This window comes from Dorea sp. AF36-15AT (genome assembly GCF_003477705.1).
In the GTDB taxonomy this organism is placed as follows: Bacteria; Bacillota; Clostridia; order Lachnospirales; family Lachnospiraceae; genus Claveliimonas; species Claveliimonas ammoniilytica.
In genome coordinates, this window is record NZ_QUDV01000001.1 from 84,107 (window position 1) to 109,309 (window position 25,203).

At 40.6% G+C, this 25,203-nt stretch carries 25 protein-coding genes; 22 read left to right on the top strand and 3 right to left on the bottom strand.

Going from position 1 to position 25,203, the window contains the following annotated elements:
* The first annotated feature begins 13 nt into the window (after nucleotides 1-13).
* The 12 genes from DWZ93_RS00370 (at nucleotide 14) to DWZ93_RS00425 (ending at nucleotide 11,603) form a co-directional block, all read left to right on the top strand.
* Nucleotides 14-982 carry a transketolase family protein gene (locus DWZ93_RS00370; RefSeq protein WP_118384349.1) on the top strand — a complete coding sequence of 323 codons (969 nt, stop codon included), beginning with the start codon at nucleotides 14-16 and terminating at the stop codon, nucleotides 980-982.
* Nucleotides 979-1,992 carry a zinc-dependent alcohol dehydrogenase gene (locus tag DWZ93_RS00375; RefSeq protein WP_118384350.1) on the top strand — a complete coding sequence of 338 codons (1,014 nt, stop codon included), beginning with the start codon at nucleotides 979-981 and terminating at the stop codon, nucleotides 1,990-1,992. Before DWZ93_RS00370 ends, DWZ93_RS00375 begins: the two co-directional genes overlap by 4 nt.
* A gap of 145 nt (nucleotides 1,993-2,137) precedes the next feature.
* A complete protein-coding gene (locus DWZ93_RS00380; protein ID WP_158574264.1) occupies nucleotides 2,138-4,855 on the top strand; it encodes a sigma 54-interacting transcriptional regulator in 2,718 nt (905 codons plus the stop codon).
* A 150-nt stretch (nucleotides 4,856-5,005) separates the two neighbouring features.
* The gene (locus tag DWZ93_RS00385; RefSeq protein ID WP_118384352.1) at nucleotides 5,006-5,401 is read left to right on the top strand and encodes a PTS sugar transporter subunit IIA; all 396 of its coding nucleotides are present in this window, start codon (nucleotides 5,006-5,008) and stop codon (nucleotides 5,399-5,401) included.
* Nucleotides 5,402-5,419: 18 nt separating this feature from the next.
* On the top strand, nucleotides 5,420-5,884 hold the full coding sequence (locus DWZ93_RS00390) for a PTS sugar transporter subunit IIB (RefSeq protein ID WP_118384353.1): 465 nt from the start codon (nucleotides 5,420-5,422) through the stop codon (nucleotides 5,882-5,884).
* A 19-nt stretch (nucleotides 5,885-5,903) separates the two neighbouring features.
* On the top strand, nucleotides 5,904-6,287 hold the full coding sequence (locus DWZ93_RS00395; RefSeq protein ID WP_158567147.1) for a PTS sugar transporter subunit IIA: 384 nt from the start codon (nucleotides 5,904-5,906) through the stop codon (nucleotides 6,285-6,287).
* Between the two features lie 12 nt (nucleotides 6,288-6,299).
* Nucleotides 6,300-6,791: a PTS system mannose/fructose/N-acetylgalactosamine-transporter subunit IIB gene (locus DWZ93_RS00400; RefSeq protein WP_118384355.1), complete on the top strand. Its 492-nt coding sequence runs from the start codon at nucleotides 6,300-6,302 to the stop codon at nucleotides 6,789-6,791.
* A 12-nt stretch (nucleotides 6,792-6,803) separates the two neighbouring features.
* Nucleotides 6,804-7,547: a PTS mannose/fructose/sorbose/N-acetylgalactosamine transporter subunit IIC gene (locus DWZ93_RS00405; protein ID WP_118384356.1), complete on the top strand. Its 744-nt coding sequence runs from the start codon at nucleotides 6,804-6,806 to the stop codon at nucleotides 7,545-7,547.
* 14 nt (nucleotides 7,548-7,561) lie between these two features.
* The gene (locus DWZ93_RS00410; RefSeq protein WP_118384357.1) at nucleotides 7,562-8,404 is read left to right on the top strand and encodes a PTS system mannose/fructose/sorbose family transporter subunit IID; all 843 of its coding nucleotides are present in this window, start codon (nucleotides 7,562-7,564) and stop codon (nucleotides 8,402-8,404) included.
* Nucleotides 8,405-8,444: 40 nt separating this feature from the next.
* The gene (locus tag DWZ93_RS00415) at nucleotides 8,445-9,323 is read left to right on the top strand and encodes a class II fructose-bisphosphate aldolase (protein WP_118384358.1); all 879 of its coding nucleotides are present in this window, start codon (nucleotides 8,445-8,447) and stop codon (nucleotides 9,321-9,323) included.
* An 18-nt stretch (nucleotides 9,324-9,341) separates the two neighbouring features.
* On the top strand, nucleotides 9,342-10,514 hold the full coding sequence (locus DWZ93_RS00420) for an iron-containing alcohol dehydrogenase (RefSeq protein ID WP_118451654.1): 1,173 nt from the start codon (nucleotides 9,342-9,344) through the stop codon (nucleotides 10,512-10,514).
* Nucleotides 10,515-10,547: 33 nt separating this feature from the next.
* Nucleotides 10,548-11,603, top strand: a complete 1,056-nt coding sequence (locus tag DWZ93_RS00425; RefSeq protein ID WP_118451655.1) for a zinc-dependent alcohol dehydrogenase — start codon at nucleotides 10,548-10,550, stop codon at nucleotides 11,601-11,603.
* Between the two features lie 99 nt (nucleotides 11,604-11,702).
* Here DWZ93_RS00425 and DWZ93_RS00430 read toward each other — a convergent pair whose 3' ends face one another.
* Nucleotides 11,703-12,146 carry a CYTH domain-containing protein gene (locus DWZ93_RS00430; RefSeq protein ID WP_118451656.1) on the bottom strand — a complete coding sequence of 148 codons (444 nt, stop codon included), beginning with the start codon at nucleotides 12,144-12,146 and terminating at the stop codon, nucleotides 11,703-11,705.
* A 124-nt stretch (nucleotides 12,147-12,270) separates the two neighbouring features.
* On the opposite strand from DWZ93_RS00430, the gene DWZ93_RS00435 reads away from it, so the two are divergent.
* From DWZ93_RS00435 to ytvI, 7 genes are all read left to right on the top strand, one after another.
* Nucleotides 12,271-12,822, top strand: a complete 552-nt coding sequence (locus DWZ93_RS00435) for a DJ-1 family glyoxalase III (RefSeq protein WP_118384361.1) — start codon at nucleotides 12,271-12,273, stop codon at nucleotides 12,820-12,822.
* Between the two features lie 131 nt (nucleotides 12,823-12,953).
* Nucleotides 12,954-14,240 (top strand): trigger factor, encoded by a 1,287-nt coding sequence (tig, locus tag DWZ93_RS00440; RefSeq protein ID WP_118384362.1) that lies wholly within the window; start codon nucleotides 12,954-12,956, stop codon nucleotides 14,238-14,240.
* A gap of 48 nt (nucleotides 14,241-14,288) precedes the next feature.
* On the top strand, nucleotides 14,289-14,873 hold the full coding sequence (gene clpP, locus DWZ93_RS00445; protein ID WP_118384363.1) for an ATP-dependent Clp endopeptidase proteolytic subunit ClpP: 585 nt from the start codon (nucleotides 14,289-14,291) through the stop codon (nucleotides 14,871-14,873).
* Between the two features lie 84 nt (nucleotides 14,874-14,957).
* On the top strand, nucleotides 14,958-16,211 hold the full coding sequence (clpX, locus tag DWZ93_RS00450; RefSeq protein ID WP_118384364.1) for an ATP-dependent Clp protease ATP-binding subunit ClpX: 1,254 nt from the start codon (nucleotides 14,958-14,960) through the stop codon (nucleotides 16,209-16,211).
* A gap of 81 nt (nucleotides 16,212-16,292) precedes the next feature.
* Complete coding sequence (gene lon, locus DWZ93_RS00455) at nucleotides 16,293-18,638, top strand: endopeptidase La (RefSeq protein ID WP_118451657.1); 2,346 nt, start codon at nucleotides 16,293-16,295, stop codon at nucleotides 18,636-18,638.
* Nucleotides 18,635-19,246, top strand: a complete 612-nt coding sequence (gene yihA / locus DWZ93_RS00460) for a ribosome biogenesis GTP-binding protein YihA/YsxC (protein ID WP_118451658.1) — start codon at nucleotides 18,635-18,637, stop codon at nucleotides 19,244-19,246. Before lon ends, yihA begins: the two co-directional genes overlap by 4 nt.
* Nucleotides 19,247-19,265: 19 nt before the next feature.
* The gene (gene ytvI, locus DWZ93_RS00465) at nucleotides 19,266-20,402 is read left to right on the top strand and encodes a sporulation integral membrane protein YtvI (protein ID WP_118451659.1); all 1,137 of its coding nucleotides are present in this window, start codon (nucleotides 19,266-19,268) and stop codon (nucleotides 20,400-20,402) included.
* Between the two features lie 72 nt (nucleotides 20,403-20,474).
* Here the strand turns inward: ytvI and DWZ93_RS00470 are convergent, their stop codons facing one another.
* Both DWZ93_RS00470 and DWZ93_RS00475 read right to left on the bottom strand, forming a co-directional pair.
* The gene (locus tag DWZ93_RS00470; protein WP_118451660.1) at nucleotides 20,475-21,041 is read right to left on the bottom strand and encodes a chromate transporter; all 567 of its coding nucleotides are present in this window, start codon (nucleotides 21,039-21,041) and stop codon (nucleotides 20,475-20,477) included.
* A complete protein-coding gene (locus tag DWZ93_RS00475) occupies nucleotides 21,038-21,616 on the bottom strand; it encodes a chromate transporter (RefSeq protein WP_118451661.1) in 579 nt (192 codons plus the stop codon). The genes DWZ93_RS00470 and DWZ93_RS00475 overlap by 4 nt, the downstream gene beginning before the upstream one ends.
* A 157-nt stretch (nucleotides 21,617-21,773) precedes the next feature.
* Between DWZ93_RS00475 and bsh the strand changes: the two genes are divergently transcribed.
* The 3 genes from bsh to DWZ93_RS00490 all read left to right on the top strand — a co-directional run bounded on the left by bsh (nucleotide 21,774) and on the right by DWZ93_RS00490 (nucleotide 25,076).
* Nucleotides 21,774-22,748: a choloylglycine hydrolase gene (gene bsh, locus DWZ93_RS00480; protein ID WP_118451662.1), complete on the top strand. Its 975-nt coding sequence runs from the start codon at nucleotides 21,774-21,776 to the stop codon at nucleotides 22,746-22,748.
* 268 nt (nucleotides 22,749-23,016) lie between these two features.
* The gene (locus tag DWZ93_RS00485) at nucleotides 23,017-24,372 is read left to right on the top strand and encodes an AAA family ATPase (RefSeq protein ID WP_118451663.1); all 1,356 of its coding nucleotides are present in this window, start codon (nucleotides 23,017-23,019) and stop codon (nucleotides 24,370-24,372) included.
* Between the two features lie 2 nt (nucleotides 24,373-24,374).
* Nucleotides 24,375-25,076 (top strand): RloB family protein, encoded by a 702-nt coding sequence (locus tag DWZ93_RS00490; protein ID WP_118451664.1) that lies wholly within the window; start codon nucleotides 24,375-24,377, stop codon nucleotides 25,074-25,076.
* Nucleotides 25,077-25,203: the final 127 nt, after the last annotated feature.

The following is a 25,203-nucleotide window of genomic DNA, read 5'->3' on the forward strand; positions in this document are numbered from 1 at the left end:
AGGATTATAGAAAATGGAAAAAACATATACAGTATCTGAAAGAAAAATGGCCGGAGTATATTCAGATACGATTACAAAAATAATGCGGGAAAATAAGAATGTAGTTGAATTAGAAGCAGATCTCGGTGGTTGTATTATGGGTAGTAAAATGGATGAAATTGATCAATATCCGGGACAACTTGTTAATTGCGGAATTCAGGAAGCAAATATGGTTGGCGTAGCATGTGGTATGTCTGCAGCAGGGAAAATCCCGTTTGTACATTCGTTTGCACCGTTTATATCTAGAAGAGCAAATGATCAGATTTTTATTTCTGGATGCTATTCTCATGCGAACGTAAAATTAGTTGGCTCAGATCCGGGAATTATGGCGGCTTACAACGGAGGAACACATATGCCATTTGAAGATGTAGCCGCATTGCGGGCTTTTCCAGAACTGACAATTATAGAGCCAACGGATGAAGTGATGTTAGAAAAACTGCTTTATCAGTTGGTGGATTTAAAAGGAATGTATTATATAAGATGTGCCAGAAAAGCAGTTGTCAGGTTGTATGACAGTCAGGAAGAGTTTGAGATTGGAAAAGGGAAAGAACTCAGAGAAGGTACAGATGTGACAATTATAGCGAGTGGAATTATGACGGCAGAGTCCTTGAAGGCAGCAGATGTTTTAGCAGAAAAAGGTATTTCTGCCAGAGTGGTAGATATGTTTACTATTAAGCCATTAGATAAGGAACTTGTCCTGAAATGTGCAGAAGAAACAGGTGCAGTTGTTACAGCAGAGAACCATTCTATGTATAACGGTCTTGGAAGTGCGGTATGCGAGGTGCTTGCAGAAAACCTGCCGGTACCGGTAGAACGGATTGGCATAGAAGATGAATTTGGAGAGGTTGGAGATATGGAGTATTTAAAGAAGAGATTCCATCTGACCGCAGAAGATATTGTGAAAAAAGCAGAGAAAGCAATAGAAAGGAAAAGCAAAAAATGAAACGGATAAAAGCAAAACTTACGAAGGCTGGTCATTTTGAATTATTTGAAGAGCAGATGCCGGAACTAAAAGAAGATGAAGTATTATTGAAAATGATAAGTGTAGGTTTATGTCATTCAGATGTTCCTGCATATCTGGGAACAAGTGCAATGGGCAAAAGTCCACTGGGTTTTGAAGCCATGGTGAAAAATATTCAATATCCAATGGGACTGGGACATGAGCCCGTAGCTGTAGTACAGGAAATAGGGAGAAGTGTTACGAAATTTAAGCCGGGAGATTATGTGACAGGAGTATCTTCTGAATGCTTTACAAGTCATATGATGCTGAATGAAAATAAACGTCTTGTTAAAATTCCAGATACGGAGAAACCTATTGATGCCTGTCTTGGAGAACCAATGATGTGTGTTGCAAATATTGTTCAGGCAGCGAATCCACGTTTTGGTGATCATGTAGCTGTGATTGGATGTGGATTTATGGGACTATTGGCAATAGCTGGATTGAAAAATGATAGATTGGGAAGTCTAACAGCAATTGATTTTGATTCAGATCGTCTGAAACTGGCAGAAAAATACGGAGCTTCTGAAACTATATGCCCTTTGCAGGAAGATTTACAGTCGAGCATGATGAACATTACAAAGGGAAAAGGATTTGATGTAGTTATTGAAATAACAGGAAGCTTAAAAGGCCTGGCATCAGCATTGCAGATTATTAAAATTGCAGGAAGAGGAAAGATCCTTGCACCGTCTATGTATACGAAAAATGAAATATTTACAGAGGAAATGGCTTATAATATGATGTATCGTTCACCGATTATTCATGTAGTTCATCCTTGGTACTGCGAAAACTATATGGATGTGCTAAAAAAGGCAGTGGATGCGTATGTAAAAGATATTTTCCCAACAGATAAACTGATTACACACAGAATTCCAGTCACAGAGATTAATGAAGGCTTCCAACTGCTTACAACAAATCCAAAAGAATACATAAAAGGAATTATTACATTTAACTAGAACAAATGCTGGCAGATGGAATGATATCGGAATAAGATAGCTCTGTATACTGGACTCCTAGTAGAGAAAATGATAGAATTCTTTTAAACTATAGATGAAAACGCCTGGTTGGTGCATTGATTTACTAGAAGAGAGGGCTAAAGACTTGAATAGAAAAGAAAAAATATTGCAATGTGTTCGACAAATGGTAGATGAACAGGAAACGAAAACCGGAATAGATTCTGGTACGATTGCAGAGGCGTTAGGATTAGAACGAAGTAACGTGAGCAGAGATTTGAATGAATTGGTGCGGGAAGGTCTTGTAGTAAAATCAGAAAGTAGACCGGTACTGTTTATGGAAGCATCAGTCTGTGAAGAGTTAGTAAAAAAAGCAGAGGAAGAAGACGGTAAAACCGCATTTAGCAATCTGATAGGCAGGAACGGATCGCTGAAATCTCAAATCGAACAGGGGAAATCAGCAATTTTGTATCCACCAAGAGGCTTACATACACTTTTGGCTGGACCGACTGGGACGGGAAAAACAACATTTGCAGAAAAGATGTATGAGTATGCGGCACAATCGGGGATAATTCGTGAAAAGGAAAAACTGATTGTTTTTAATTGTGCAGAATATGCACAAAATCCTCAGCTGATCCTGTCACAGTTGTTTGGATGTAAAAAAGGAGCCTATACTGGTGCAGAAAAGGATAAAATTGGACTTGTTGAGCAGGCGGATGGAGGAATTTTGCTGTTGGATGAAATTCACCGCCTGCCTCCGGAAGGTCAGGAGATGCTATTTTTATTGATGGACAAAGGAATTTATCGGCGTCTGGGTGAAACAGATAAATTCAGAGAGGCAGATGTACTGATTATCGGTGCTACGACAGAAAATATTAATACAGTTCTTTTAAAGACATTTTTGCGGCGTATGCCTGTTGTAATCCATTTGCCAGCATTGAATGAACGCCCTATAGTGGAACGTCTGCAGCTGATAGAGATGTTCTTTGTAAATGAACAAAAAAAGGTGGGAGTGCCGATCAGAGTTTATAAAGAGGCACTCATAGCACTTCTGTTATATTATTGTCCAGGCAATATCGGACAGCTGAAAGCAGATATACAGCTGGTCTGTGCAAGAGCCTTTTTACAGTATAAGGTAGATAAACTGCAGTATGTTACGGTGGAATTGCCGGTACTGCCTGAGTATATCCAAAAAGGCCGTTTAGAACATCAAAATCAAAAGAATGATCTGATTGAATTTTTGAGATATTCGGATGATTATCATTTTTTTGAAGGTGAAGAAACAATCGGCAATCAAAAACAGTCGCTATATGATATTATTTCGGAGAAATATCAGACTTTTAAACAACAGGGAAGAACAAAGGGGCAGATTACAGGGATATTACAGGAAGATCTGGACCAATATATGGAACAGCTGATGGAAAAATATCATGTGACAGATCAGGAGGATGGCAGAAAGAATCTGTTGAAAATTATAAATGCCAATGTGTATTATGCAGTTGAAGAAGTGATTCAATTTGCAGAAGTGCGGTTGGAAAGAAAATTATCTGAACAGGCTAAGATTGGAATGACAATGCACGTAAATGCCATGCTCGAACGGATTGAAAACGGAGTTCCGATAAGGGAAGAGGTTGGCAGTGATATTGCATTAAATCATCCGAAAGAATTTCGAGTAGCAAAGACAATTAAAAGGCTACTGGAAGAGGAACTCGATGTTCAGATACCAGAACGGGAATTGGTATACCTGACAATGTTTTTATGTGTTTCGAATGAACAGATAAAACAGTATACAGGCATATTGGTTATGGCTCATGGTAATTCAACTGCGAGCAGTATGTCAGAAGTTGTTAATCAGCTGATGAATACGGATCATTGTAAAGCACTTGATATGCCGTTGGATATGTCTGCTGAAATTATGTTTGAAAAAGCTGTTGCAATGGTGAAGGAAATCGATGAGGGCAAGGGAGTCCTGCTGCTAACTGATATGGGTTCACTGACCATGATGGGAGAATTGATTGAACAGAAAACCGGAATTAAAGTGAGAACCATAACACTTGCTTCGACCGCGATTGTGCTGGAAGCATTAAGAAAGTCATTGATGCAAGATATGTCCTTGGATGAAATCTATGCAGATTTGAAACAGGCATTTCAGTTCTTGATAAAGAATCAAGATGAGAAGAAGAATATGGGGTGTATTCAGCGCAGGATTATAACGACATGTTTTACCGGACAGGGAACAGCTGTAAAAATCAAAGATATTATCATGGAAATGCTCCCAGGAGCATTGAAAGATATGGTGCATATACAGTGTATGGATTTCAGGCAGGCCGCAGACGTGCAGAATGGGAAAGAGGGATTGCGGCGGAAAAGGATTGATGCTGTAGTTGGAACAGTAGATTTGAAATTGGACGGTGTACCGTATATTTCTGTCGATGAATTGATTGCGGGAGAGGGAATGCGCCGGCTAGAACATATCTTATCGAATGCATCGGATTTGAATATTTCGAATGAACAGGAGAGCGATGTAAAGACAGAAATATTGGCTGAGACGCTTTCGGGGATACTGGCTTTTCTTAATCCGGCAAAGATTATTCCATTGCTACTGAAATCGTTTGAGGAACTGACGACTCAGGAGAAAAACAGAAAGGATATTAAATTTCGTTATGTAATTCATACGGCATGTATGCTGGAACGTATTATGCAGGGAGAAATTATACAGCATAAACAGACGGAAGAGATAAAAAAGAAGTATGAGACATTGTTTAATAGAATCAAGCAGAGTTTGGAAGATATTGAACATATGTTGCATATTGATATTCCGGATTCAGAAATTGTGTATTTGATAGAAATGATGGAAAATATATAAGATGAAAGTATCGGTTTATGACGCAGGTTATGCGTTATAGATCGATACTTTTTTGTCTAAACACACTTTATGCAGAAAAACAACACACAAAGCTGGCACGCAATTTGCTCTATAAATAAGTAAAAGAAAAAAGAAATGAGGTGATGGGTAATGATTGGTGTGTTAGTTGTGACTCACGGAGATTTCAGCGAGTCCATTATTAAAAGTATGGAGTTGATTTTCGGTCATCACGATAAGCTGGAAGCACTGACATTAAATCATGGCGATGATGTGCGTGAACTATTGCGCAAGGTAAGAGAGAAATCTAAAGAATTAGATGATGGTGACGGTGTGATCGTTCTTGTCGATCTGCTTGGCGGAAGTCCCTGCAATGTGACTGCATCCTGCTTGAGGGAAGAAAATATTCAATGCGTGACAGGTCTGAATCTACCAATGTTGATTAATGTATTGGAGAATAGAACAGAAACTTCACTAAACAGTCTTCCGGAAGTAGCAATGGAAGGAGGAAAAAATGGAATCGTAAATATGAAAGAACTGATCAGCTGATGAAGAGGTGATTAATTGATGAATGAAATATTTTTTCGGGTTGATGAACGTTTGGTTCATGGACAGATTCTTTTTAAATGGCTCGAACATGCGTCATGCAGTAAATTATATATCATTGATGATCAGGTGGCAACGGATCCTATTTTACAAGGTGTACTAACAATGACGGTTCCTGAGTCTGTAGAAGTGTTTTTTTATAGTGCAGATGAAGGTGCTGAAGCTGTTATGATAGCGGATGCAAATGTACTTGTACTGTTAAGAACATTGGATACATTGTGGAGAATATATGAGAAGGGAACTGAAATCAAAACAGTAAATATCTGCAGGCTTCCATTTGCTCCTGGCAAAAAGAAATTATATGAAAATATATATGTGTCTGGGCATGAAGAAGAAATTATAAAAAGTTTGACGGAGGATGGGACAGTTCTTTATATACAGATGGTTCCAGATAATGAAGCAGTGTATATCAGAGATCTTATATAACAGCAAAGAGGAAAATTGTATGAAAACAAAAATAATACTGTTAACACATGGAGGCTGGGGAGAAGAATTATTACAATCTGCTCAGATGGTTGTAGGAAAAATAGAATGCTGTGAAACACTGAGCCTGATGCCGGAGGATTCCATTTCTAATTATATGCAGCGCATAGATGCAGCGATAGAAAATGCAGAAAATGTTTTGCTATTGACTGATCTGGCAGGGGGAACACCGTCGAATATAGCCGGTGTCTATGCAAAGAAGTATGGAACGGTCTATGCAGTATGTGGTTTGAATATGGAAATGCTGATATGTGCGGATAATCTGAGAAATACGTATTACGGTGGAGAACTTGTTGACAAGATAGAAATAGCAGTAAAAGAAAAAATATTAAATTTAAAAAGATAGGAGAGGATTAGTATGGCAAAAATTTCATTAGTACGCCTGGATAGTCGTTTGATTCATGGGCAGGTTATCACAAAATGGGTGAAGATTGCGAAAGCGAATCGGATTATTATCATTGATGACGAATTATCAAAAGATGATTTTATGGTCATGATCTATGCGGCTGCCGCACCAAAAAATGTGTCTGTTGAGATTATATCAGTTGATAAGGCAGCAGAGGAATGGGAAAAAGATGAATTTGGAACGGGAACGGTGATGTTGTTGTTTAAAGATGTTGAATCATGTATGCGGACAGCACAGAAGGGCGTTCCGATTTCTAGCTTGCAGATTGGGGGCATACCAAGCGAACCAGGGCGAGTGACGATATTGCGTGCGGTTTCATTGAATCAGGTGGATATGGATCTGTTAGATGAAATGCATCAAAAAGGAACTGAAATTTATATTCATATCATACCGGAAGAACCAAGAATGGATTTCGATAAGATTAAAAGAACGTTTGAGGGATAGGAGGATAAGATTATGGTATTTGCATTAGCATTAGCAGCAGGAATTTGGTGGTGGATCGGACAAAGTAAAATGGGATATACATTTCATGCGGTTATCTGTCAACCGATTGTGATGGCACTTCCTTTTGGAATTATTGCAGGAGATGTCGGTACAGCGATGAAAATAGGAGCAAATGTAGAAATGGTATATCTTGGAATGGTAGCAGCTGGAGCAAATATTCCAGCAGATGAATGTCTGGCAGGATGTATTTCAATTCCAATTGCGTTATTAACCGGAATGGATCCTGCAGCAGCAGTGACACTAGCCGTTCCATTTGGTCTGCTGGGCGTATTTCAGGATCAGATTAGAAGAACGTTACAGGCAGTGTTTGCGCATAAGGCAGATGCTTATGCAGAACAGGGAAATGTAAAAGGAATCGAACGCTGTGCGGTTGCGTATCCTCTTGCACTGGGATTTTTATTGAGATTCCCGATTGTATTTGCGGCTATTTATCTGGGAGCAGATGTTGTAGAGAAGTTATTGGATGTGATTCCGGAATGGCTTACACACGGATTGTCAGTTACTGGATCAACACTCCCTGCATTAGGATTTGCAATTACGATTTTTATTATTGGCAAAAATATTTATCTTCCATTTTTTATTATTGGATTTTTTGCGGTTCAGTATTTGGGAATTAGCACAATGGCAGCTGCAATCTTTGGAACATGCATAGCATTATTGATCACGTTCCTGCGCAGAGAACAGATGGCCAAGTAAAGGAGGGGATTCAAATGGAGAATACAGTTGAAAAAAAGATGAATAGTAAAGAGCAGGTATTGTTGACAAAGAAAGATATCAATAAATCATTTTACAGATGGTATTTTGATGCTGAGGTGTCCAATTGTTACGAAAGACAGCAGGGAGTAGCGTTTTGTTATAGTATGATTCCTTGTTTGAAGAAGCTGTATACCGACAAAGGGGAATTGAGCGGAGCACTGCTCAGGCATTTGAACTTTTTTAATTCTCAGGGTACATGGAGTACACCGATTCATGGAATTACATTGTCTATGGAAGAAGAGCGTGCTAGCGAGGGTGAAATTACAGATGGAGCAATTACAGGTATTAAGACCGGATTAATGGGTCCATTAGCAGGAATCGGAGATACAATTGACTGGGGCACATTGAAAACCATCATATATGGAATTGCAGTGACATTTGGAATTACCGGAAATGTACTTGGAGCAATTATTCCATTTGCATTTATGTTGATTACGTTTTTCATAGGAAAAAATCTGTGGGCGTTGGGATACAAGATTGGAAAGGAATCTGTAAAAAATATTTTGCAGGCAGGATGGATCAAGGAACTGATTTCTGCAACAAGTATTCTGGGACTGTTCATGATGGGAGCATTAAGTGCTTCATATGTAACACTTACAACTGCCCTTAAGTTTAAAATTGCAGGAACTGAGATTATTCTGCAGGACATTTTGGATAGCATAGCTCCTGGAATTCTTCCTTTGTTAGTAGTCTTCGGCATTTATTATATTTTGAAAAATAAGAGCCAGAAATATGGACGGATTTCACTGGGGATCGTGTTGATATGTATTTTAGGTGCATTTATTGGGCTGTTTTAGCAGATTGAAATAAAATGTGCGTAGGGTAAGGAGAAAGACAATGATATTATCAATGGCAGAAATATTAAATGATGCAAAAAAAAGAAAATATGGCGTGGCAGCACCAAATGTGTTTAGCAGTATTACTGTGAAAGCATGTTTTGAGGCAGCAGAAGAGATGCATGCACCGATTATCCTTGATTGTGCAGGAATGCCTTTTTTAGAAGAAACGGCTGAGATTGCAAGGTTTTATGAAAGAAAATATCCAAATGTGTATGCAGCATTGAATTTGGATCATGGTGGTCCGTATGAAGAAATTGTAAGTGCGATTCGTTTTGGGTTTAGCTCAGTGATGATAGACCGTTCTATGGTTCCCTACGAAGAGAATGTACGAGAAGTTGCGGAGATTGTAAAAATTGCACATGCAGTTGGTGTGTCAGTCGAAGCAGAATTGGGACATGTGGGTCAGGGATTTGAATATGAAGAAACAAGAAATGCGGGGCTGACCAATCCAGAAGAAGCAGTTTCTTTTGTGAAAGAAACTGGAATAGATTGTCTGGCAGTTGCAGTAGGAACTTCGCATGGAGTATATAAAGGGAAACCGCATTTGGAATTTGATTTATTGTCAGAACTAAGTGAAAAAATACAGATTCCGCTAGTTCTTCATGGAGGTTCTGGAACAGGTGATGATAATCTTGCGAAAGCAGTATGCTGTGGTATTCAAAAGGTTAACTTGTTTACGGATTTAAGTAATGCTGGATTAAAGTCTCTGATGAAATATTTAGGCATTGATTGGGATCAGATGCAGCAGGATGGTACAAAAGGAGAATTTGCCAATATGAAAGCAAATTTGTGTGATGCTGGTCTGGAAGCAGGAAAAGGATACAAGGAATTGCTCTGCCACTATATTGAATTATTTGGAGGAGTCGGAAAAATTTAAGAAAGTTGGGGAAAGATTATGAAGAATTTTAGATTTACTTGCCCGACCACGTTTGTGTTTGGCAAGGGGGTTGAAGCAGAAGCGGGAAAAGAAGTGAAAAAATACGGAACAAAAGTATTGTTGCATTATGGCGGCGGTCATATTAAAAAGGATGGATTATATGACAGGATTGTTCAGGCACTAAAAGGAGAAAATCTAGAAGTATATGAACTTGGCGGCGTGAAAGCCAATCCAGATATTGGTCTTGTACGTGAAGGAATCAGTCTTTGCAAGAAGGAAAAAATCGATGTTATTCTTGCTGTAGGTGGAGGAAGTGTGATTGATTCGGCAAAAGCTATCGGAATTGGTAGATATTATGATGGAGATGTATGGGACTTTTTCACGAAAAAGACCCCAGTAGAAAAGATGATGCCTTTAGGCGTTGTGCTTACAATACCAGCAACCGGAAGCGAAGCAAGTAATACAACGGTAGTTACAAATTCTGAAAATGGACATATGAAACGAGCACTGTCACATGAATGTCTCCGACCAGATTTTGCACTTATGAATCCTGAACTGACTTATACGCTTCCGGCTTATCAGACAGCAGCAGGAGGAGTTGATATCTTATCTCATATTATGGAGAGATATTTTACGAATGAAGAAGACTGTGAATTAACAGACAGACAATGCGAAGCACTTATGAAAACAGTGATCAAGCAGTTGCCAGTAGTAATGGAGAAACCAGAAGATTATGCTGCCAGAGCAGAAGTGATGTGGGCTGGTACAATGGCACATAATGGTGTATTAGGAGTCGGACGTGTAGAAGACTGGGGAAGTCATATGTTGGGTCATGAACTAAGTGCATATTATGATATGACACATGGTGCAACACTTTCCATTATTATTCCGCATTGGATGGAATATGTGTATCAGAATAACATAGCAAGATTTGTGAAATATGCAGTGGATGTGTGGGGAATTGAAAATGATGTATTTCATCCGGAAGAAACCGCAGTGCGTGGCATTCAAAAAACAAAAGAGTTTTTCAAGTCATTAGGATTGCCAGTTTCTTTTGCAGATGCCGGAATTGATGGAGAAAAAATCGAAGAGATGGCAGAGAACTGTACGAAATTCGGAAGTGTAGGACACTTTATTAAGCTAAATAAAGAAGACTGTGTTCAAATTTATCAGGCTTCCTTAGAAAGATAAATATTATGTAAAAGCAGGAAAGAAGGTACTTATATGGGACGTGAGAAAATGCGTTTTTCAGTTTTGACAGAAAAAGGTCATGCAGAAGTGCGGGAGCGAAAACTTCCGGAAATCGGGACACACCAGGTGCTGGTGAAGCAGTTGGCATGTAATATTTGTACAACAGATTATGGTCAGTGGCTTGGATTGCGGGAACATCAGGGGTATCCAATGGCAGGTGGCCATGAAGGTTCTGGAGTTATAGAAGCAGTCGGTGAAGGTGTGAAAGATTATAAAGTAGGAGATTTTGTAGCAATTGCTTATGACGGATGTGGAGAATGTCTCGCATGTCGAAAAGGAGATGTTCTTCACTGCAGTAATGCAGCCTCAATGAAGGCAAAAACAGAGGACGGATATCTGGGCGGTTTTGGCTTTGCTGACTACTTTGTAAGAAATACACGCAGTCTGATCAAGATGAACCCTAAGCTGGATCCAAGCGAAGCTGCTTTTTTGGAACCTCTTGCTACTGTTGTAAAAGGAATGAAAAAATTGCGTGTGAAACCATTAGAAACAGTAGCTGTGATCGGAGCTGGAACAATGGGATTAGTGAATGCATTAGCAGCGAGAGCATTAGGGGCAAGAGTAATTGTTTCAGAGATTATGGAGAAAAAGATCAATACTGCAAAAGAGATGGGATTTGAAGTTATTGATGCCGGAAAAGAAAATCCGATTGAAAAAGTAAAGGAATTAACAGATGGAATTGGAGCAGACGCAGTAATTATCGCAGTTGGAGCTTCATCAGCCAATAAACAAGCGTTTGAAATGGTAAAGGATATGGACGGAAGAATTTTGTTTTTTGCGGCAGGATATCCAGCACCAGAATTAGAAATTGATTCTAATGTAATCCATTATAGAAGACTTGAAATGATTGGAACATATGCCGCAGATACAATTGACTTTTTTACTGCAGGAAATATGTTGAATTCTGGAGCAGTGGATGTTTCGAAAATTGTCGAACCAGTGAAATATAAACTTGATGATGTGCAGGAGGCATTCAAAGCAGCTGCAACTCCAGGAATGTACCGTGTAAGCGTGCTGTTAAATGAATAGAGGTTATGTTGCTTGTCTTTAATGATATAGATTCCTGGAAAAGGACTGTCGCTAATTAGCGGCAGTCCTTTTGGATGATAAAATGTTATATAGAAATAATTATAGTCTGCTCAGATTGCTGTTGTGATATCTGGAAGAAAATGTCACATCTTCACCAAACCATCCCGGAGGTGTGAACTGATTGGCCTCATCTTCGTCTGCAAATTCTACTTCTGCTAAAATTAATGGTGCAAGATCCCCGTGAAAGATATCCAGTTCTATTTTGTGGCGGTCATCTAAAGGGATTTCGTAGCGCGTCTTGACAATCAGTCTGCCATCTACTTTTTCACGAAGGTGTTCATATGCTTCCTTAGTTAACGGAAGATTATATTCCTGGCGAACCATAAGACCGGAAGATTTGTAAGTGAGTTCGTATTGATCATTATCTTTTCGGATGCGTACAACCGGAGAGGTACAGAGATAGCCTTGTTCCAGTTCTCTTGTCTTAGTAATATGTAGGTTATTCGGAATCTCCGGAATCAGATATTTGCGTTCTATTTCCATAAGTGTCTCCTTTTATATGTCCATTTGGTATTGCTGATATTCAGTATACACTTTCGTTTGCTTTTTTAGTAGTAGTTTGATAAACTTATAAAGAAATATGAGACTATAAAGGTGGAGGGCGACAATGAAGAAAGTAGCAGTTCTGTTGGCAGACGGATTTGAAGAGATTGAGGCTCTGACCGTTGTGGATATACTTCGCAGGGCAAGTGTGTATGTAGATACAGTATCTATTACAGATGAATACAAAGTCAGAGGTTCACATGGGATTAATGTGCAGACAGAAGATCTGTTTGATGAAGTGAATTTTGTAGAGTTTGACATGATCGTGCTTCCGGGTGGCATGCCGGGTACGACCAATCTGGATGAGCATCCAGGTGTAAAGAGAGTGGTAGAGGATTACGTGACATCCGGCAAATATGTAGCTGCAATCTGTGCAGCACCAAGCATTCTTGGAGGTATGGGACTGTTAAAGGGAAAACGTGCGGCATGTTATCCGTCGGTAGAAGATAAGCTGTCAGGCGCAGTGATTAGCAGGCTTCCAGTGGTACAGGATGGTAATATCATCACCAGCCGGGGCATGGGAACAGCAATCGATTTTGCATTAAAGCTTACAGAAATCCTATTTGACAGAGAGAAAGCAGAGGAGCTTGCAGCATCCATCATTTACGAATTATAAAGACATTATAAAATACATAAATCTATACTAGCCAAGCACAGAGGTTTGTGTTATACTAGTGCAATGAGTGTAATGTAAGATGCTTGTTCCTCACCTACCGGGGAATGAGATAGAAATAGGAGGAAATGTCAATGAGTTTACAGGTAGAAAATTTAGAGAAGAATATGGCAAAGCTTACAATCGAAGTTCCAGCCAGTGAATTTGAGAAAGCACTTCAGAGCGCATACAACAAACAGAAGAAGAGTATCAGCGTTCCGGGATTCCGTAAAGGTAAAGTACCGCGTCAGATGGTAGAGAAGATGTACGGACCAGAGATTTTCTATGAAGATGCAGCGAATGAACTGATTCCAACAGCATACGAAGAAGAACTGAAGAACTGCGATCTTGAGATCGTATCACGTCCGACAGTTGACATCGTTCAGATCAAAAAGGGTGAGAACTTCATCTTTACAGCAGAAGTAGCTGTTAAGCCGGAAGTTACACTTGGTGAGTACAAGGGAATGGAAGTCGACAAGACATCTACCCGCGTAACACAGAAAGAAGTAGAAGCTAAGATCAAAGAAGAAGCTGAGAAGAATGCAAGAACTGTAACCGTTGAAGGACGTCCGGTACAGGATGGCGACGAAGTAATTCTTGATTTTGAAGGATTCGTTGATGGAGAAGCATTCGAAGGCGGAAAGGGTGAGAACTACCCACTGACCATTGGTTCCGGATCATTTATCCCAGGATTCGAGGAGCAGTTAGTTGGTGCTGAAGCTGAGAAGGAAGTTGAAGTTAAGGTTACTTTCCCGGAAGAGTATCATGCAGAAGAACTGAAGGGTAAAGATGCTGTATTCAAATGCACCATTCACGAGATCAAAGAGAAACAGATTCCGGAGATTGATGATGAATTCGCAGCAGAAGTATCTGAATTCGACACATTAGATGAATACAAAGCTGATGTTAAGGCTAAGATCAAAGAGCAGAAAGAGAACGAAGGCAAGCAGAAGAAGGAAGATCAGGCTGTAGAGAAGGCTGTAGCTAACGCTACAATGGAGATTCCGGAAGCAATGATCGACGAGCAGGTTCGTCAGATGGTTAACGAGTTTGCTCAGAATATGCAGTATCAGGGAATCAGCTTCGAGCAGTACTGTCAGATTACAGGCATGACTCTGGAGAAGATTCAGGAGGAGACTCGCCCACAGGCTGTTAAGCGTATCGAGACTCGTCTGGTTCTGGAGGCAATTGCCAAGGCTGAGAACATCGAAGTAACAGAAGAGAGACTGGATGAAGAGATCAAGAAGATGGCAGAGTCTTACAACATGGAAGCTGATAAGCTGAAAGAGCTTATGGGCGAAGAAGAGAAGAAGCAGATGATGGAAGACATCGCTGTTCAGGATGCTGTTACATTCCTGGTAGAGAATGCTGTAGAGAAATAATTCATCCGGTTATCGCATAAACAGGTCAACGTATAGGAGGCGTGTAACATGAGTTTAGTACCTTATGTCATTGAACAGACAAGTCGTGGAGAACGCTCTTATGACATCTATTCAAGATTATTAAAAGATAGAATTATTTTCCTCGGCGAGGAAGTAACAGATGTGGCTGCCAATATTATTGTGGCACAGCTTCTATTCCTGGAGGCAGAGGATCCGGATAAGGATATCCATCTGTATATCAACAGTCCGGGAGGTTCTGTAACAGCAGGACTTGCAATCTATGACACTATGCAGTACATCAAATGTGATGTGGCTACATACTGTATGGGTATGGCAGCAAGTATGGGATCGTTCCTGTTATCAGGAGGAACCAAAGGTAAACGGTATGCAATGCCGAACTCTGAGATTATGATTCACCAGCCGTCTGGCGGAGCTCAGGGACAGGCAACGGAGATTCAGATTGCTGCAGAGCATATTCTGAAGATTCGTACCAGATTGAATCAGATCCTGGCGGAGAATACCGGACAGCCTCTGGATGTGATCCGTATCGATACTGAGCGCGATAATTTCATGAGCGCTGAGGAGGCCAAAGAGTACGGATTGATCGATGAAGTAATCAAAAACCGCAAATAAGCATTCATGCAATGGACGCAGCGCGCTTGGCGGGCTGCGTCTATGTGGTTTTTAGAATGATATTGAAATGAGAGGTGACAGAGCATGGCAGGAAGACTTGATGATCAGATCAGATGTTCATTTTGCAACAAACCACAGTCTCAGGTTCGCAAGCTGATCGCAGGACCGGCGGGATCGTACATCTGTGATGAATGTGTAGAGGTTTGTACGGAGATACTGGAAGAAGAACTGGAATATGAAGAAGGCAAAGGTCCTTTCGATGATATTACATTGTACAAACCGGAAGAAATTAAAGCATTTCTTGATGAATATGTGATTGGTCAGGAACAGGCAAAAAAGGTTCTCTCTGTAGCGGTGTATAATCACTATAAACGTATTATGGCTCAGAAAGATCTGGGCGTGGAACTGAATAAGAGTAATATTCTGATGCTGGGACCGACCGGATGTGGTAAGACACTTCTGGCACAGTCGCTGGCGAAGATATTGAATGTGCCATTTGCCATTGCTGATGCAACAGCTTTGACAGAGGCGGGATATGTCGGAGAAGATGTAGAGAATATTCTTCTGAAGATCATTCAGGCAGCAGATGGAGACATCGAGCGTGCAGAGTATGGCATTATCTACATTGATGAAATCGACAAGATTACCAGAAAATCCGAGAATCCATCCATTACCCGTGATGTATCGGGCGAGGGTGTGCAGCAGGCATTGCTGAAGATTCTGGAAGGTACGATTGCTAATGTACCACCACAGGGTGGAAGAAAACATCCACATCAGGAGCTGATTCAGATTGATACAACAAATATCCTCTTTATCTGTGGTGGAGCATTTGAAGGACTGGATAAGATTATAGAGACTCGTATCGATAAGAAGTCCATTGGGTTTAACCAGGAAATTGCGGAGAAGCATGAGGACAGTGTAGATCGTCTGCTGAAGCAGGTGCTTCCGCAGGATCTGGTGAAGTTTGGCATTATTCCGGAGCTGGTTGGTCGTGTGCCGGTTACAGTATCTTTGGAAATGTTAGATCAGGATGCATTGATCCGGATTCTTACAGAGCCTAAGAATGCGATTGTAAAGCAGTATCAGAAGCTTCTGGAACTGGATGGAGTGGATTTGAAGTTTGATGACAGAGCACTGGAAGCAATTGCGGAGACGACTCTGAAACGTCGTACAGGAGCAAGAGGACTTCGTGCGATTATGGAGAATGTCATGATGGATACGATGTATAAGGCACCGTCTGAGAAAGCGCTTAAGACATGCCGCATTACCGAAGATGTGGTTAATGGTACAGCCGATCCAATCTATGAATATGACACATTGAATACTGAAAGTGCATAAATGTGCTGAATCAGGGGCGGGGCAGAATATAACTCCGCCCCTTTCATAATAAATACCGATGAGTAGACAGGAGTGACAGGAATGAACGAAATCAGTATGCCTGTAGTTGCATTGAGAGGACTTACCATTCTCCCGGAGATGGTAGTTCATTTTGATGTGAGCAGAGAGTGCTCAATCAATGCTGTCAATGCGGCTATGGAAGAGGAGGGACAGAAACTCTTTCTGACGGCTCAGAAAGACCCCGAGATAGATGTGCCGGAGGCGGAAGATCTTCATAAGATCGGATGTGTGGCAGTGATTAAGCAGATCATTAAATTGCCGAAGAATATCCTGCGTGTACTGGTTGCAGGAGAATGCCGGGCAGAGTTTACAGAGTTTGAAATGACCGACCCATATTACCGGGCTATCATCTGTGAACTGCCGGACGAAAACCAGCTGAGTGATCTGGTGGCTGTTCAGGCCGATAATCCGAAGATTCAGGGGATGTGCAGAAGTCTGCAGGAATTATATAATAATTTTATTATGTGGCATCCGAAGTATCCGCGGGATATGGTAAAGCAGATCAGTGAATACCGAGATCTTCATAAGCTGGTAGATGCTGTTGCCGCCAATGTGCCACTGCATTATACCGATCTGCAGGATATTCTGGAAGAGCGGGATCTGATGGAACGATATGATCTGTTGTCTTATAAGCTGGTTCATGAGATTCAGGTTATGAATATCAAAGAAGAGATCCAGAATAAGGTAAAAGAACGCGTTGACAAACATCAGCGGGATTATATTTTAAGAGAGCAGTTAAAGTTAATCAGGGAAGAACTTGGTGAGGAGAGTACGGTATCAGATGCGGATGAATTCAAGGAAAAGGCGGAGAAACTGAATGCGCCGGAGGAAGTAAAAGAAAAGCTTCTGAAGGAAATCTCCAGATTCAGAAGTTCTATGAATAGCCCGGCGGAAAACGGTGTGATCCGCACATATATTGAGACAATGCTGGAAATGCCCTGGGATACCATGTCTGAGGATTGCCATGATATTGTAAGGGCACGGGAGATTCTTGACAGGGATCATTACGGTCTGGAACAGGTAAAAGAGCGTGTACTGGAATTCCTTGCAGTCCGTGCGCTTGCAGAAAAAGGCAACAGCCCGATTTTGTGTCTGGTAGGACCTCCGGGAACCGGTAAGACATCCATTGCCAGATCCCTGGCTACGGCATTGGATAAAAAATACGTACGCATTTCACTGGGCGGTGTCCGAGATGAGGCAGAGATCCGTGGACATCGTAAGACTTATGTGGGCGCGATGCCGGGACGTATTGCAAATGGATTGAAGACAGCCGGCGTGAAGAATCCACTGATGCTTTTGGATGAGATTGATAAGGTCAGCAATGATTACAAGGGAGATACATTCTCTGCGCTTCTGGAAGTTCTGGACAGTGAGCAGAATAATAAGTTCCGGGATCATTATCTGGAAGTGCCGTTAGATTTGTCTGAGGTATTCTTTGTGACAACAGCGAATACGCTTCAGACGATTCCGGGACCGCTGCTGGATCGTATGGAAGTGATAGAGATCAGCAGCTATACGGATAATGAGAAAGTACATATTGCTGTAGAACATCTGATTCCGAAGCAGCTTAAGAAGCATGGTATCAAGCCGGAGCAGCTCACTATCAGCAAAGGAGCTGTCGAAAAGATTGTCAGAAATTATACCAGAGAAGCAGGTGTGCGTCAGTTGGAGCGTAAGATCGGCGAAATCTGCAGAAAGTCAGCCCGTGAGATTCTGGAGGATAAAAAGAACCGAATCCGTGTGACAGAGACTAACCTGCATAAATATCTTGGAAAAGAGAAATACCAGTATCAGATGGCCAATGAGACAGATGAAGTGGGAATTGTCCGTGGACTTGCATGGACCAGTGTTGGTGGTGTCACTCTTCAGATTGAAGTAAATGTAATGCCTGGAAAGGGACAGATCACTCTGACCGGTAAACTGGGGGATGTGATGAAAGAATCTGCCCGCACAGGTATCAGCTATATCCGTTCTATCGGAGAGAGTTATGGTCTGGAAGAGGATTACTTTGAAAAGCATGATATCCACATCCATATTCCGGAAGGTGCAGTGCCAAAAGACGGACCGTCTGCGGGAATTACCATGGCAACGGCAATCCTGTCAGCGGTTACAGGACGTAAGGTACATGCTGATGTTGCCATGACCGGGGAGATTACACTGCGCGGAAGAGTACTGCCGATCGGCGGAGTTAAAGAGAAGCTTCTGGCAGCTAAGAATGCAGGTATTCAGAAAGTGCTTGTGCCTGTAGAGAATGAAAGAGATGTAAAGGAATTGTCAACAGAGATAACCAGGGGGCTTGAGATAGTACCGGTATCCAGAATGGAAGAGGTACTTGAGCATGCACTCGTGAAAGGAGAGACCGAATGATTATTCGAAGCCTGGAACTGGAAACCGTATGCGGTATCACCAGTACATTGCCGGAGAACACATTACCGGAGATTGCATTTGCGGGGAAATCAAATGTAGGAAAATCGTCATTGATCAATGGACTTATGAATCGCAAATCATTTGCCCGTACATCGGCAACGCCTGGTAAGACGCAGACCATTAATTTTTATAATATTAATCAGGAATTATATCTGGTGGATCTGCCAGGATATGGATATGCTAAGGTATCGGAGCAGGAAAAGAAGAAATGGGGACAGATGATCGAGCGTTATCTGCATCAGTCCAAGCAGTTACGTGCTGTTTTTCTTTTGATTGATATTCGTCATGCACCGTCTGCTAATGATAAAATGATGTACGACTGGATTCTGTCGCAGGGGTATCAGCCAATTATTATTGCGACAAAGCTTGATAAACTGAAGCGCAGTCAGGTACAGAAACAAGTCAAGGTAGTCAGACAGGGACTGGGCTTAAGCAAAGACAGTATTCTGATTCCATTTTCAGCAGTGACCAAACAGGGACGGGATGAGATCTGGGATCTGGCAGAAGAGATCTGTGGATTGAAAGAGTCAGAAGAAGGCGAAGAATAGAATTACAGGAGGCAGGAATATGAGTGTGAAAGAAGACCTTGGCGATACCAGACCTTACTGGAAAGTTCTGGTCAGCCTGGTATTCAGTCTAACGGCAACCGTATTATTTATATATGTGGGAATCAAAGCAATCTTCTATTTTATGCCGTTTGTAATCGGATGGATCCTGTCAGTGATCGCAGGCCCGCTGGTGACATTTCTGGAAAAGAAATTAAAGATTATGAAACGATTGGGCTCGGCAATTACCATTATTCTGGTACTTGCGTTGTGCATCGGTCTGATCTATCTGATCATCAGCCAGATATGGGAAGAAATTTCGGTATTGATCCGCAATTTTCCAAGCATGTATCATGATCTGGAGCGTGGACTGAGCCAGATTGGAACACAGGGGAATGCACTTTTTGAACGTTTTCCTGAACAGATACAGAACAGTTGGGCAACGCTGATGAATAATCTGGATGATACTGCATCTTCACTGATTGGACGTATCGGAGAGCCAACGATCGAAGTGGCAGGAAATGTGGCAAAGCGGATTCCATCCGTGCTGATCGGAACAATCGTAGCCTTTGTATCTGCATATTTCTTTATTGCCGATAAAGAAAATCTGGGAGAATGGGTGAAAAAAGTAGTGCCAAAGTCCATTACCAGCAGATTACTTCTGGTAGGCGAAAACCTGAAATATGCCATGGGTGGATATTTTAAAGCACAATTCAAGATTATGGGCGTCGTATTTGCGATTCTACTTGTTGGTTTTACACTGATGCAGATTCGTTTTTCGATACTGTTGGCGATTGCCATTGCATTTCTGGATTTCTTACCGTTTTTCGGAACAGGAACTGCATTGATTCCGTGGGCAATCTACAAATTTCTGGTAGGGGATTATAAGATGGTGGCTGCGCTGGTAATTTTGTATGGTGTTACACAATTAGTACGACAGCTGATTCAGCCGAAGCTAGTAGGAGATTCCATGGGATTGAATCCGTTGTATACACTGTTTTTGCTGTATCTTGGATATCGGGTCGGAAGTGTATTAGGAATGATCTTTGCAGTACCGATTGGTCTGATCCTGCTGAATCTGTATCAGGCAGGTGCATTTGATTATATTCTGAACGATGTGAAAATCCTGGCAGAAGGAATATTGAGTCTGAGAGAATAAATATAAGAATTAGGAAAGGTTACTTTATTACCGGCGAGGCGATAAAGTAACCTTTTTTATACAATTGCAATTTCACGCAATTCCAAGAATGGCTAATCCCAATTTCATCACACCTGCCAGAAGCATGACCCAGATAGGATTTAGTTTATATTTCTGAAGAAGAATCAGGCAGATGACAAAAATACCTACCAGATACCAGTTGGTAGTCGCGAGCTGAACAGTACCCTGACTGCTCCAGAACGCAGTGGTAAGGATTGTAATACCTGCCGATGCAATCATAGCTACGACAGCCGGACGCAGGGAAGTAAGGATCTGCTGCATGGCAGAGAGATTACGATACTTCATATAGAGCCAGGCAAGAAGTGTCACGATGATGCAGGATGGAGTAATGCATCCTAATGTGGCTACAAATGCGCCGAAAAGTCCGGCTATCTTGATACCGACGAAAGTAGCACTATTGACTGCAATGGGGCCCGGCGTCATCTGTGAAATAGTAATCAGATCAGTAAATTCACCAGTGCTCAGCCATCCATGAGCGGTAACAACCTGTCCCTGGATCAGTGGGAGAGCAGCATAGCCGCCACCAAAGCTGAATAGTCCAATTTTCAGGAAGCTTAAAAACAGCTGAAGGTAGATCATGATTTATGCCTCCTTCCTGCCATAAGAGCCCGACAGATCCCAATCAGAATGCAGACCAGAATGATGTAGATTACATTAATCTGGAATACACAGCCTGCAATAAATGCAGCAATCATGATCAGTACGGCGCCTGTATTTTTATCTTTGATGATGCCGGATACCATGTCCCAGGTAACCGAGGCAATGACGGCACCGACACCTGCCTGCATACCTTCCAGCATCTGACTGACAATAAAATTATCCCGGAAAGCATTATAAAAAAATGAGATAACTGAGATGATTACAAATGGTGGAATCACGGTCGCAAGAATTGTAATGCCGATACCCAGGATGCCGGCTAACCGATAGCCTATAACAATTGCACCATTGATTGCAATAGGACCAGGGGCAGACTGGGCAATAGCGACAAAATCCAGCATTTCATTTTCATCGATCCAGTGGTAATCATCAACAAATTTTTTCTTCATTAAGGAAACAATGACATATCCTCCACCGAATGTAAATGCACTGATATATAGTGTTGACAGGAACAGGCGGAAGAGCATATTATGGTTATTTTTCAGTTTGTTTTTCATAAGAAGCCCCTTTGGTTCGGAAATTATTTTTGTTAGTGCCGGGAAATATTTCCAGCACAATAATTATAACATTTTCCCTTGAAAAGGAAAGCACGCATGGATAAAATTGTAGTAATGGGATTTTTTAGATTGAATTTTTAAATTAGGAGGAGAAGTTATGTGTACAGCAGCAACTTATAAGACAAAAGATTTTTATATAGGGCGAACTTTGGATTATGAATTCTCTTATGGAGAAGAGGTTGTGGTAACACCGAGAAATTATCCATTTGCATTCCGCTTTCAGGGCGAGATGAAGAGCCATTATGCAATGATCGGAACTGCATATGTGGCAGGCGACTATCCATTATACTATGATGCAGTCAACGAAAAGGGTCTCGGCATGGCAGGACTTAATTTTGTTGGAAATGCAGTATATCAGGAACCGGTAGAGGATAAAGAAAACGTTGCTCAGTTTGAATTTATTCCATGGGTACTCAGTCAGTGTGAGTCCGTAGAGGATGTGAAAACACTGCTGGCAAACATGAATCTGACCGGAACACCGTTCTGCGAGGAACTTCCGACAGCTCAGTTACACTGGATGATCGCGGACAGAGAACAGGCAATTACGGTAGAATTTGTAGAGAGTGGTATGCATATCTATGATAATCAGGTGGGTGTTATGACAAATAACCCTCCATTTGAGATGCAGATGTTTCTGTTGAATCAGTATATGAACTTGTCACCAAAACAGCCGGAGAATCATTTTGCAGAAGCACTGCCACTTGAGACTTACAGCCGTGGTATGGGAGGAATGGGACTTCCGGGAGATCTGTCTTCCACTTCGCGTTTCGCTAAAGTTGCATTTACCAGAATGAACTCTATATCCGGAGATTCAGAAGAGGAAAGCGTTGGACAGTTTTTCCATATTCTGGGTTCTGTAGAACAGCAGAGAGGATGCTGCGAGGTAGAAGAAGGAAAATATGAGATTACCATTTATACGTCCTGCTGTAATGCAGATAAAGGCATTTATTATTATACAACATATGAGAATCAGCAGATCACAGCAGTAGATATGCATCGGGAGAATCTGGATAGTGATACTCTGGCGAGATATCCGATGGTAATGAAACAACAGATTTACTGGCAGAATTAAAAAAGAAATTAATTTAAAACAATTTTTCCGAGAAGAAAAGATGCTAATTAGATTTTTTATGTACTGTAATCTTTCATGTAGCGGCATTAGTAAAATAGTGTCGCTACAAAAAAGCTGACTTATACATTGATATTATATGCATAACTCAAAATAAAATTGTCAAAAATAAAAATAGAAGGCAATATATAACGAAAAATTCTCCAAATAAGCAAATTTGCATTGACTGAGAGAAGAGCAAAACATATAATAAAGGTGGAGGTGTATAAGAATGTTAGTAAAAGTAAGTGTTGAAAATTTTAAGTCTTTTGATAAAGCAGCAGAGCTGACAATGATTTCCTCGAATAAAATACGAACAAATGCAAATCACAGGTTAAAGATAAAAAGTACCCAGTTATTAAAATATGCAGTAGTTTATGGAGCAAATGCATCTGGAAAGACCAATCTGGTATTGTTCTTTAAATTTTTTAAAGACAGTGTCTGCAATGGTATTCCAATAGAAGCTACACAGATGTTTTGTAAGAATCGACAGGAGAATAAGGAACGAGAAAGTAGTTTTGAAATTCAGATTACTGTAGGTGACAAATTTTATGCTTATGGTTTTTCGGCAGTTTTAAGCAGACGAAAAGTAACCGGAGAATGGTTATATGAATTATATCAGAATGGTTCAGCAAAATGTCTCTTTGAGAGAGAAGGAAGTAAACGTCCGGTGTTAAATGATGGCATTACGCTGACAAACACAGAAAAAAATAAATTTGAAACCTATGCAGATGATTTTGAAGGAAATGAAACATCTTTGTTCCTGACAGAAATGAATCGAGGGAAAAAATATAGCACACGATCTAAATTGTTGTTCTTCCGGGATGTATACGACTGGATTCAGAATCATATTTCGATCATCACACCGGATACGCCATTGATTGATCTGGAATATTATTATGATAATAATTCGCTGAAGCTGATTAACAAATTGATAAAAACATTTGATACAGGAATCAGCCAGGTGAAAATTGAAGAAATTACATTGGATGAGTTATCAAATGCATTGCCGAAATCAGTATTTGATAAGATGATACAGCATGTAAAAAATAGGATGGAAGAGCAGGAAGAACCATCATTCAGAATGACGATGAGGTCGAAGGAAACTTTCTTTAATATCGAAGTTGAAGGACATTCTGAACCGAAGGTCACAACAATCCGATTGCATCATAATAAGTCATTTTATGAGTTTGGTTTTGATGAAGAGTCTGATGGAACAAGAAGATTATTCGATTTGATGGATATGCTGTTGAATAAACGAGAAGATGTTCTTTATGTTGTGGATGAATTGGAGAGAAGCTTACATCCGAAATTGACAGAACGATTTTTGCAATTGTTTATGCAGCTACATGATGAGCAGCGTATGCAGCTATTGTTCACTACACATGAATCATCTATTATGGATCAGGCTATTTTTAGAAGGGATGAAATCTGGTTTGTAGAACGTAACGCAGAAAATGCAAGCTCTATTTATTCTTTAGATCGTTTCAAGGAGAGGTATGATAAAGTGTTGAGCAAGGCATATCTGGAAGGCAGGTATGGTGCGATACCAGTATTTTCAACATTTGACTTTAGAGAGGAGGAGTAGCCTTGGCTCCAGTAAGAAGTTATACGAATTGGAATAGTAGAACTACAGATGAAGAAGAACAGATTGAGCCTTATCGTAAGTACTTTTTCATATGTGAGGGTGCAAATACTGAAACATGGTATTTCAAAAAGTTAATTGATATCCGAAAAGAGTTAAATATTCATCCATTGATCGATATCCGGTTACTTGAAAAAACAGAGGGAGACAGGGACATTTCATTTCCAAGACGTTTGATTGAGTTTGCAGAAAATCAGAAAGAAAATCCAGAAATAGCGTTTGATAAAGAACGGGATAAGATGATTGTTGTATTTGATGGAGACATTTTTGAAGAAAAGGTACTTGATTATGATGAATTGGTAGCAGAAGGTGAAAAGAATAATATATTAGCGGTTAGCAATCCGGCATTTGAATTGTTCTTGCTGTTACATTATGAAAATTCATACGAAGATGATATTGAACCAAATGCTGAACAGATTATCCAGAATGAAAAAGATGGACATCAGACATTTATCTATAAGCTGTTACTTGCCAGAACAGGAATCAATCCCAAAAAAAATTCTGCAATTGGAGACCTGGCGAAAAATATAGAGATTGCTATTGAGCAGGAAAAGAAAATCAATGAGGATATTCATCAGTGTAAGGGACAGATTACATGTAATATTGGTCGGATTATTGATGATATTCGGAATGATGATGGAAAATAAAACATAAAATGTACAGAACAAACATTCGATTTATTCTGTACTTTTTTTATCCTGAATGATATACTGGACAAGTAACATACTAAGAACGCAACTACTATTTCTAAAATATCACCGCTAGCTTAGAGCG